This is a genomic window from Bartonella sp. AP20NXHL (assembly GCF_042196165.1).
Classification (GTDB): Bacteria; Pseudomonadota; Alphaproteobacteria; order Rhizobiales; family Rhizobiaceae; genus Bartonella.
Genome location: NZ_JBHIPV010000009.1, coordinates 17,810 through 27,533 on the forward strand (window position 1 = coordinate 17,810; position 9,724 = coordinate 27,533).

The following is a 9,724-nucleotide window of genomic DNA, read 5'->3' on the forward strand; positions in this document are numbered from 1 at the left end:
GAAAACCTCAGAAAACCTCAGAAAACCTCAGAAAACCTCAGAAAACCTCAGAAAACCTCAGAAAACCTCAGAAAACCTCAGAAAACCATATGAAAAGCTTTTGAAAAAAATTTCCTCATCAAAAATTTTTACAAGGTATTTTTTTAGATTATATTCTGTTTTCCACCTAAAATGTTGATTTTATCACCTGAAACCAAAGAGAAATGCATGTCACCTTGCACGCTGTGTCAGCTTTCCCCAAAAGGACAAAGCCCACACCGGTCTTTAAATAATGGCAATCAATAAACAATGGTTTGTAAACAATCTGGCTTCTTATCTAACAGATTTGACTTGGCTTCCCCCTGCAAATGCATCCTTGTAATGTATCCCCTGTCCAGAGTTATTCTACAAAAAAAGCTGTTTTAAGAATACGCACAGACGAAAGGCATCCCATGCATAAAATTTTAACCGCATCTCAAACAATATTATTTTACAACACAATGGGATAAACTATTGTCTTACAGATTTTCTCGTATCACTCTCATTCTGTTTCAAGAAGTTGCCTGATAAGCACAAAATGCCATCTAAGAGAGTTCAATGCCTCACCATGTACTACAACGCATCGCCAACCTGCTGCTCTTGCCAACAGTGCACCCATTTTGAAAACAGTGCGACCATTTTGAAAGCAAAGAGCCCTTTTTTCCTACACGCTTTGCCAAAAAAGAAAGCGCTCCATTTTGCCTTTTCTCGCTTTAAATAAACATATCCGTTGACCTCTTTCCACCACCTAAAAGGACGAAGATTTTAGCCCACATCGGTTTGTAAACAATCCAACTCTTCTGAAAGGATTCCGTCTGCTGCTCACTTATATGATTCACTTGCATAATACTTAACCAAGCAAATCCTTCTCTAAACAATTGCTAATGTATTAAATACTTTAAGCTATCTTACTGATATAACCACCTTCAATAATAGTGTTTTAATGACGGTGTTTTACGGTATAATAGGATAAATTTTACCCATGGGTTTTTTGTCATCGCACAGCAGCGCTTTAAACCCAGCACTTGAAATAATGGATCACGACACCACAAGAGAGAGGCATTTGGGATAAAATCTTTATTCCTCAGTAAAAAACGCCATGAATAAAGAAGGTTTTTTTGTTCTCCCTCTACCTTCAATAATCACTGTCTTGATCCTCTAAAGAACAATAGGCAAACTGACCGTTACACATCCAACAAAGGCAGCACAAAAAATAAAATAATAAAGAGAATTGAGTTTTTTTCTAAAGCGCCTCAAAACTTTCTACACAATATATTCAATAAGACTTTTTTTCATAACAAACATTTTAGCATTTTTATCTTTCTCTCACACAGCTTTCATTCTCAGGCTTTGACGGCATAAACCACCGCCATATTGACGGGGCGTGTTTCATCCCCCCCTGTTTTTTGCAACAAGACCTTATGTTCATGCTCTCCCGCAGCCTTCGTTAACCGATCTTTATTGTAAACTTGAGCCAGATTTTTATAATATTCACCGTGATTCATATCCCAAACTAGCTTGTCAAACATTGGATAACTATGCTGGTGGTTACCTGTTGAATCTGTTTTTCCCTCATGGGTATGGGATTGAAAAGACTCTTCTTGTCGGCTTCCCAAGCGACGTCCTTTATCAATTTCTTTTCCACTATCGAGCCCCCGTAAAAACATTCCACGCAAATCGGGAACATTGAATGTTGTTCTCCCGTCTCCTTTTCCCCATGTTTCTCCCAGAACAGCAAAGAGATTAGCATAGTTCCTTCGCGAATATTCTTTACCATCACACAGTAACCATCCAGAGGGTATTTTTTCTGTAGCAAAAGTCCCGATAAATCCAGAAGAAAACGTTTCCGGTAAAGGAGGAAAGGGCGGAATTTCAGGAAGTTTTATAGTAGGATTGGTTAAAAACCAGCCATCAGCATTTTTTCCGGCAATATCACGCGTATAGACGACTTCATAAAGCCCCCCTTTTTGAATTTCCCCGCCCTTTAAAGGCATAATACCCTCTGGCGTTGCCATATAAGTTGGTCTTGGCGGCAATTGATTTAAAGAAATATTTGTTATTCCTCTGTTGACGCCTTGTGCTTTAAAGCGCACAACAATGCCATCCATATAAGTCTCAAAAAAAGACTTTGTTGCCAAACGAAGTGATGTCCTCTCGTTCTTCACATCGACAGTAAACTGTGTTTCAATCACGCCCCCATTATCCAACAAATATTCTTTGATGCGTTGCATCATAGCGCGAGCACTATCATTGACTGTGCTTGGCGGTTGCCCTTCTGCCCAGTTTATATTCTCGTCGACATAAGCATTTTCTGATGCAACAATTGACCAATCATAAATCGAACTCATAGAAGATACTCTTTATTCAAAAAGGGAAAACGAGCAAAAAATGAAGAAAAGAAAGCCGCAATTTTATTTTTAGATGCCGGCATTTTCTCCATTTTCATTTTTTCCATTTTCAGGCCTATTTTGTCATAATCAACATGCAATAACTTTGTTTTCGCATTGACATAAACAGCTTCAGGGTTCACACGCAACACGTCTTGCGCCATAACGCCCTGATAACGTTGTGGATTTCCCTTATAATTAAAGGTATAAAGTGGATATCCCTTTTTCTGCCCCACAGGGATAATATTTTCTTTTGCTCTCACATCACAAAGCCCTAAAATTCCTCCGACCAATCCAAGCACTTGCTGCGCATCACGCAATGGATCTTTTGTCACAGAAGGCATTGTCGTGGATTTTCCTGAAGTCGTTCCGTAATTTCCAGCAGCCTGTGTCCCTACCTGTAACAAGCTTTGCAATCGGTTCCAATCTTGATTATCTTTTTCTGACCATTTTTGGCGTTCAGCATCTAAGACATTTTGGCGGTTTATATCTTGAATCATGCCCCCTTTCAAAGCATTGCTTTGCACGTTACTCTGTCCTTGATAATAGCTATTTGCCGCATTAACTTGATCATTCTGAGAGCGATCAATCATCTGGTTTGCATTCATCATATTGTTAATATCTTGATTATATTGCTGTGCTGCAGCATTTGTTGCCAAGGCGCCTAACTCATCGGCCAGCACACCAGTATGAGCCCCAGAGCCATAACGTCCTGCTCCCGACATCGATTGATTAATTGCATCGGACGTTTTATTCAGAGCATTTTGCAATGCAGTATTAAATTTACTATTGCTTCCAATCCAGCTTCCCTTAGCCATACCGGAAAGATTTGTAGCGCTGTTGGTTGGTGCACTCAACCATTGCGTTACCGTTGGATTGTTATAGAGCCCTGCTGCTTGTTGTAAACCGGTCAGCGCATTTTTTGTCATATTGCTAAGACCAGCGACTCTGTCTCCCTGATAAACGTTTCCGCCAATTCCTTTATTATAAAGTCCAAGTGCATCAGCACTGGCTTGTTTAAGAATATCAGCCGCCCAAGCAGGTGGAGCATTTGTTTGTGTTGTTGTCTGCACTTGAGGTGTGGTTTTTCTACTCATGGGTTCAGAACCTTTCTATATTGAATAAGATTACGAGAATATCCGTGATGAGCGAGCTTTTTCGCCCATCCAGTTCTTCCAAACATGTGCATTTCTTCAGCATTAATTGTTCGCGCCCATTTTTCGACTTCATCAATCAATTTGACCAATTTCAGCCCTCCCTCTCCAGCAAGATCAGAGAGAACGACGCATTTTTTTCCCGTATGGGTTATTTCAACTTTGGTAATTGCAAAAGCACTAAATTGGATTTTATTTTTTAAGACCAGCCACAATTGTGCTTGTCCTGTAGCGATTTCTTCAGCAATTTTTTCCAGACAAACATCATCCGGAAAGCGCTGAACATATTTTTTCAATGCAGCATTGAGAGCCTCTTGATAGGGAGCTATTTTTTCCCATGGCCACTGCTCTGTCAGATGAGCAGAATATAAATCTTGACTCTCTTGTATCATAATTTTAGCTCTTTTAGCTTTGTCACTCATCTCCCCTCAAATAACATTCCGTCTACGCATTTCACGCATTCCATGCCCCCCGCACAATAAAAGAAAAAAGCCCCATCATCCCTTTGTCACAACAAAGAGGGAACTTTTTTCTTTATAAAAATAAACCATGGTGCAGCCTATTTTCCTTTATCGCAGAAAAGCATGAAACATAACGCACCACCTTGTTCTTCATATTATAAAGACACAGCTTATCGCATTGTGCCTTTGTTTATAAAGGTTTGGGAAGCCTATGGGGCATTTGTTCTTTAATAATAGAGGCTTGAGCCTATCGCATGATATTACAAAAGGGCATGCCTATCGCATGCCGGCCCGCGTCAATTCCACATCAAATCCAGTGACATGAGTCCAATTCACCCCTTCAGGAATACGCAATTTAAAGCGATAAAACCGTGCCCTTGCACGACAGTGAATTTGTCCAGTATTATAAGAGGGCTGTTTTTCTGGCAACCAAACAGTTTCCTCTTCAAGAGATTGTCGAAAGCGCATTCCCACAGACAAATAAAACTTTCCACTATTGACTTGAGGCATAATATTTTTCACCCGTGTTATCATGCCATTTGTCTGCCCCATTTCTTGTGATGTCACGACACAAGCCATAGGACCCCCAGAAAACGAACCCAGTCTCCCCTGTTGATCAAATGCCCCCAGAATAGGCGATTCATTTTTCCAAGCTTTACTATCGAGAGAAAAGGACAAATCGTCAATATTCTTAGTCACAAAATCAAGACCTTCTAGGGTTGTTCCTGCTAAGAAAATAGGCAATATCATTTTGATATCGACGAGAGCTTTTGTCCATTTTTGCAATCCCCAATCATAAATGAGCAAGATACGTTTATGAAGGTTCTCATCAGAATCAACCATCCAATAAACACGATTATACACCCCATCGATAGCAGCAGACAGAGTGTACAGATTATCCTTCCTTGATTTTGCGGTCATCGTTCGATCGACTTTTTCGAACCCAATGGGTATAATCTGTCCCTCATTTGTTATTTGATAAAACCCGCCCTCATCGGCAAAGAATGCTAAATCGCCTCTACAAACAATTGATTCAGCATTTTTTGCGCCTCGTTTATCGTGGATTTTTTGGAAACTAAAAATAATCTTAGAGCCAGGAATAAAAGAACCAGCATAGATTGCAGAACGCATAAAGATAATTGGATTTGTTGTCTCCGTTGCCCCTTGGACGAATCCGCCATCAGGAAAATCTTGATAATCACAACTTTTTTTTCCCACGGTCCAAAATTCAGCATCATTTAATCCAGACCAATGAACCCGTCTTGGATACTCAGTTAATTTCATCAAACAAACGAAATCTCCCCAGATTCGAACAATCCCTGCCTGTGGTGGATTTCCTCCTAAATTTCTAAATGTTTTATCATGATTAATATCAATCACTTGTGGTTTATCATTGGCATTCACAGCAATGATAAAATCACCAAACAAAGCAAAAGACCACGGAGCATCAACATTAGCCAGATAAGATTTTCCTTTTTGGCTAATATCTTTCCAGTTCATTGTTGTATTATCAAGTAAGTAGATTTTATCTCTTGTCCCGACAATAATAGAAACCCCATTTTTTGTTTTAACCGCAAGAGTGCCTAAGATTGGCTCCGGACAAGGCTCTGATAAAGGTTCAAAACTTGGCATAGGGATATAGGAGCCATCCGCCGGGAGCACATTAACAAGTTCATCGGTAAAAATTCCATTGATATCCGCCACATCGGGTCGATAATCAGCGATTGGGAAAAAAGCCATCAAGACCCCCATAAAATCTTTGAAGAGCCCAGTGCCATTCAAAACACCAAGGCTTATTGATAAAAAACCACAAAAGCCCTTAAAACTCTAAAGGCATAAAATTCAACAAAATAAACAACCTTAGATTGTTTAAAGCACCAAAAAAAACGATACCATAAATAATGGCCACCCCAACGCCATCCACCAGCGCCAAACCAAAATCAACTGCCCGCAATCACATCAACCCCCACAATGACGGGGGAAAGAGCCATCAAGAGCCCCCCATAAAATCTTTGAAAAGCTCAGTGCCATTCAAAACACCAAGGTTTATGGATAAAAAACCACAAAAGCTCTTAAAACTCTAAAGGCATAAAATTCAACAAAATAAACAACCTTAGGTTGTTTAACGCACCAAAAAAAACGATACCATAAATAATGGCCACCCTAACGCCATCCACCAGCCCTTCACCATCAACACCCAACGCGCAAATCCAGCCATAAGTGACAAACCAGCCACCAGTGCCAAACCAACCTTCAACACCAGCCATAAACGATTTGAAATGAACTTTTTAAAAACGCATTGGGCGAATCTTTGAAGAACCTTTTTGGCGCGATGTTTCAATGCGCAAAGCTTGAAGCTGTTCTTGAAAATCTCTGAAAGAAACGGCGGCATATTCAGGATCTTTAAGGATATTTTTATAAAGTTCATATTTTGCCCGTGCTTTAATAAGATCAAAAGCATAAATCAACCAAGGGTTATCATCCTCTTTCAGCTGTTCATCGGCAAAATGAACAGGAGCATAAGAAAGCTGTACAGTTTCCACATGTTCTGGTGTTGGAAAGAGTCCTATTTTTTGATCAAGGTACGTATAAAAGAATGGCGTTCCTAGCGCAGGATGCATACCATATTGTTGATGCAACACTTCCAAGGGCTTAAAGAACAACTTTGTTGGTGTTGCATTCTTTGTTACTAAAAAGACGCCCTCCAAACTCTTTTCTGCTTCAATAAAAACCCCCTCTTCTTGCCCATACCATGTTTTACCACTCTGTGTTTTAAACGTCCTTTCTCTTTTTTCATTAAAGAAAAAGGGTTCGCGTTCACACAAACGCAAAGCCGTAAAAATTGAATCTTGAATTTGCAGGGAATATTCCGCTGTTGTATCATCAATTTCATCTTGAATAAGCGCGACCATATAAGCAAAAGTTTTAGAATGGTCTGAATGTGTAAGGTTTAGATTTTGGGGATCAGTGGATAAAGTGGTCATAAGCCTGTCCTTGTTTCTGGAAGCATTTTAAATTTTTCCCCCAACAGATCCCTCTTGTTGGGGGAAGAGAGCAAACATTCGCTTTAAGCGGGTGCTCCATAAGTTGGGATGACAATAGTGCCAAAATCCTGAGCCCCTTGCGTACTCCCTGGCAAGGTAAAGCAAGTTTTTTTCATACCAATAATGGTTTTTGCCGCAACCCCGAATTCTCTTTCATAGTCGAAGAGTTCTTCCACCAATTTATAGCGTGTCGCCCCTCGATCTTTACCAAAAGCAATTACAGCACTCTGCGCACCAAGCAGAACAGCCCGCCGCACATTTGGTACAGCTTTATTTGCCGCCCCAGATTCGACCCCTTCGGTAATATGTTCAGCTTCGCGCAAAACCACACCATTATACATGCCCAAAGACCCATCATAGAGCGGATTTTTGATACGACTTCCACTATAGATTGCCTTAGTAATGTCGAGCCATTGTCCCGCATCTGTATTGGTTCGCAATTGCGTCACTTGGGTTGGATGTAGATAAAGCACATAGACATTTTCCCCATCGATCCGCACGGGTCTAATTTTAGGATTTGCCAATTTAGCCCGTTCGACAGCTTTATCAATCAAGCTGAGATCAAAAAAATCGCCTTCTTGTAAGTCCTCATCTTTTGCTTTATCGTTAGGACGTACCACGCGTTTATTGGTTGGTGCCGTTGGTGCATTAAACCCATAATGAACTGGTTTAAGAGTAATCGTGCGTCCCTCAAAGTTAATAGCTTTTGCGGTATAACCACACACTTGAATGAAGAACATCATACTCAGACGATCTGCATACCAATCAACCAAACCATTTTTTGCCTCGGTGCGCAAATCATGGAGAATTCGCTGTTGATCAATCGTCCCCTCATTTTTGACACGCACGGCATGAACGAGCTCATTAATTGCTAAGCGATCATTGAGAAACTGTAAAGCTTCTTCATTGCCTTCCAATGTCTGCCCTTCGCTCACCCCATCGCCTAGCAACTGCACACGCAAATTAAAGCTAATAGCATCCCCACTTGCTTTCGTGGTTTCATCTTTTAATTGTACGATACTGTTTGAATCATTTCCAATCAACGGTGCAATTGGAAGTGCTTTTGAGACTTCTTGGTTTAGTAATTTAGACCATGTGCGCACTGCCATTGGGTCATTAAGTCCGATATAAGTTACAGTCATTTTGTCCTCTAAAAGTTTTATTGACATAAAAAACCCGGCAAAGCGCCGGTTGTTAAAACACCACATTTCATTTCAAATGGTGAATAGGTTGTTTGTGAGTTTTATCTAATTTCTGTTAGCGTCTGCCTCCCCCTTATAAGAGCTCTCCTCACCACATCCGTGCTGTGAGAAATCCCCCCGCATTCTTCTGCGCCAAAAGCCTCTTAACATTCCCGCAAAAAACACTCCCCCCGCATTCTTCTGCGCCAAAAGTCTCTTAACGTTCCCGCAAAAAACACTCTCCCGCATTCTCCTGCGCCAAAAGCCTCTTAACGTTCCCGCAAAAAACACTCCCCCGCATTCTCCTGCGCTAAAAGCCTCTTAACATTCCCGCAAAAAACACTCCCCCGCATTCTCCTGCGCCAAAAGCCTCTTAACATTCCCGCAAAAAACACTCCCCCGCATTCTTCTGCGCTAAAAGCCTCTTAACATTCCCGCAAAAAACACTCCCGCATTCTCCTGCGCCAAAAGCCTCTTAACATTCCCGAAAAAAACACTCCCCCGCATTCTCCTGCGCTAAAAGCCTCTTAACGTTCCCGAAAAAAACACCTGCCACATTCTTGTTTTTAAAATTCTCTTCCCCCCATTAAACGATTAAAAGCGGCTTTATTTTTAGGATCAGAAACCCAAGCGCTAAACTCTGCTTCTGACATTTTATCAAGCATATCCAAAGAAATCGGCCCATTTGGCGTCAAGCCGTTATAAGCAGCAAGAGTACGTGCAGAATTGTGTCTTTCCTGTAAATTTTCACCCATGTTATTGGGAACATTTGTGTAGCCAATTTTTTGTGCAATAGAGTAAATCACTTCAGCCGGATTTTGATTTTTTTGCGCACAATCGCGCAAGATCTGCTTCAACTCATCACCAATCAACGCATCAATATTTTTGGGATCGGCCATCTCAGGATAGAGCGAAGCACAAGCTGCCAATTGTTTAGCCCGTGTTTCATAAATAAAATCAGCTGCTTGATCAAAATCATGATGCTTTTGTTTAACACTTGCAACAGACTGCTGAAAAAACGCATGCAACTGTTCTGCTTCGCGAGCAAGAGAAGGTTGTTGTTTTTCATGTACAAGCCCTTGTTTTTGGAGTGTTTTTCCCAACCATTGCATATAGCCCATAAAGTCTTTTTGCGGATCTGGCGCAGCATCCTCGCCCCCTTGAACCTCTTTTCCAGCCTTTTGCGAAGAGTCCTGTTGTTGAAGCATTTGCCCTTGAAAATTATCTTCAAGAGTTTTTTCTTCTCTTCCAATTTCACCATTTTCTCCCTCTTGTGTTGAGACCAGAAAATCTTGTTTCAATTGGTTTTGTTCTGCCGGCGTTAAGTGTTCTTGATCCATGACATTAGCCTTCTCTTTTTTTTAACAATAAAATAAAATTTTTCAGATAAAACAGCCCCATAAGCACTTATCCCCTCAATGCTCTCTCATCATTTAGCATCAGCATTCCCCACCATGTTCACCCCACATGACGGCAAGC

The 9,724-nt window shown here is 40.9% G+C and carries 9 protein-coding genes; all 9 read right to left on the bottom strand.

Features of this window, described 5'->3' with window-relative positions:
• Window positions 1–1,361: 1,361 nt before the first annotated feature.
• The 9 genes from ACFILL_RS06220 to ACFILL_RS06260 all read right to left on the bottom strand — a co-directional run bounded on the left by ACFILL_RS06220 (window position 1,362) and on the right by ACFILL_RS06260 (window position 9,585).
• A complete protein-coding gene (locus ACFILL_RS06220; protein WP_375643519.1) occupies window positions 1,362–2,366 on the bottom strand; it encodes a phage tail protein in 1,005 nt (334 codons plus the stop codon).
• Window positions 2,363–3,502 carry a tail fiber domain-containing protein gene (locus ACFILL_RS06225; protein WP_375638498.1) on the bottom strand — a complete coding sequence of 380 codons (1,140 nt, stop codon included), beginning with the start codon at window positions 3,500–3,502 and terminating at the stop codon, window positions 2,363–2,365. Before ACFILL_RS06225 ends, ACFILL_RS06220 begins: the two co-directional genes overlap by 4 nt.
• Complete coding sequence (locus ACFILL_RS06230; protein ID WP_375654313.1) at window positions 3,499–3,951, bottom strand: hypothetical protein; 453 nt, start codon at window positions 3,949–3,951, stop codon at window positions 3,499–3,501. Before ACFILL_RS06230 ends, ACFILL_RS06225 begins: the two co-directional genes overlap by 4 nt.
• 345 nt (window positions 3,952–4,296) lie before the next feature.
• Window positions 4,297–5,760 (bottom strand): hypothetical protein, encoded by a 1,464-nt coding sequence (locus tag ACFILL_RS06235; protein WP_273791307.1) that lies wholly within the window; start codon window positions 5,758–5,760, stop codon window positions 4,297–4,299.
• A 79-nt stretch (window positions 5,761–5,839) separates the two neighbouring features.
• The gene (locus tag ACFILL_RS06240) at window positions 5,840–5,974 is read right to left on the bottom strand and encodes a hypothetical protein (protein WP_273791306.1); all 135 of its coding nucleotides are present in this window, start codon (window positions 5,972–5,974) and stop codon (window positions 5,840–5,842) included.
• A gap of 118 nt (window positions 5,975–6,092) precedes the next feature.
• Window positions 6,093–6,287, bottom strand: coding sequence for a hypothetical protein (locus tag ACFILL_RS06245; protein WP_375643518.1), 195 nt, complete (start codon window positions 6,285–6,287; stop codon window positions 6,093–6,095).
• A gap of 21 nt (window positions 6,288–6,308) precedes the next feature.
• Window positions 6,309–7,004 carry a hypothetical protein gene (locus ACFILL_RS06250; protein WP_375643517.1) on the bottom strand — a complete coding sequence of 232 codons (696 nt, stop codon included), beginning with the start codon at window positions 7,002–7,004 and terminating at the stop codon, window positions 6,309–6,311.
• A gap of 83 nt (window positions 7,005–7,087) precedes the next feature.
• A complete protein-coding gene (locus ACFILL_RS06255; RefSeq protein ID WP_375643516.1) occupies window positions 7,088–8,206 on the bottom strand; it encodes a N4-gp56 family major capsid protein in 1,119 nt (372 codons plus the stop codon).
• A 605-nt stretch (window positions 8,207–8,811) separates the two neighbouring features.
• Window positions 8,812–9,585: a hypothetical protein gene (locus ACFILL_RS06260; protein ID WP_375637709.1), complete on the bottom strand. Its 774-nt coding sequence runs from the start codon at window positions 9,583–9,585 to the stop codon at window positions 8,812–8,814.
• Window positions 9,586–9,724: the final 139 nt, after the last annotated feature.

Excerpts from the sequence above, each read along its gene's own strand:
- ACFILL_RS06220 (WP_375643519.1), bottom strand. The coding sequence starts at position 2,366 with ATGAGTTCGATTTATGATTGGTCAATTGTTGCATCAGAAAATGCTTAT.
- ACFILL_RS06225 (WP_375638498.1), bottom strand. The coding sequence starts at position 3,502 with ATGAGTAGAAAAACCACACCTCAAGTGCAGACAACAACACAAACAAAT.
- ACFILL_RS06230 (WP_375654313.1), bottom strand. The coding sequence starts at position 3,951 with ATGATACAAGAGAGTCAAGATTTATATTCTGCTCATCTGACAGAGCAG.
- ACFILL_RS06235 (WP_273791307.1), bottom strand. The coding sequence starts at position 5,760 with ATGGCTTTTTTCCCAATCGCTGATTATCGACCCGATGTGGCGGATATC.
- ACFILL_RS06245 (WP_375643518.1), bottom strand. The coding sequence starts at position 6,287 with ATGGCTGGTGTTGAAGGTTGGTTTGGCACTGGTGGCTGGTTTGTCACT.
- ACFILL_RS06250 (WP_375643517.1), bottom strand. The coding sequence starts at position 7,004 with ATGACCACTTTATCCACTGATCCCCAAAATCTAAACCTTACACATTCA.
- ACFILL_RS06255 (WP_375643516.1), bottom strand. The coding sequence starts at position 8,206 with ATGACTGTAACTTATATCGGACTTAATGACCCAATGGCAGTGCGCACA.
- ACFILL_RS06260 (WP_375637709.1), bottom strand. The coding sequence starts at position 9,585 with ATGGATCAAGAACACTTAACGCCGGCAGAACAAAACCAATTGAAACAA.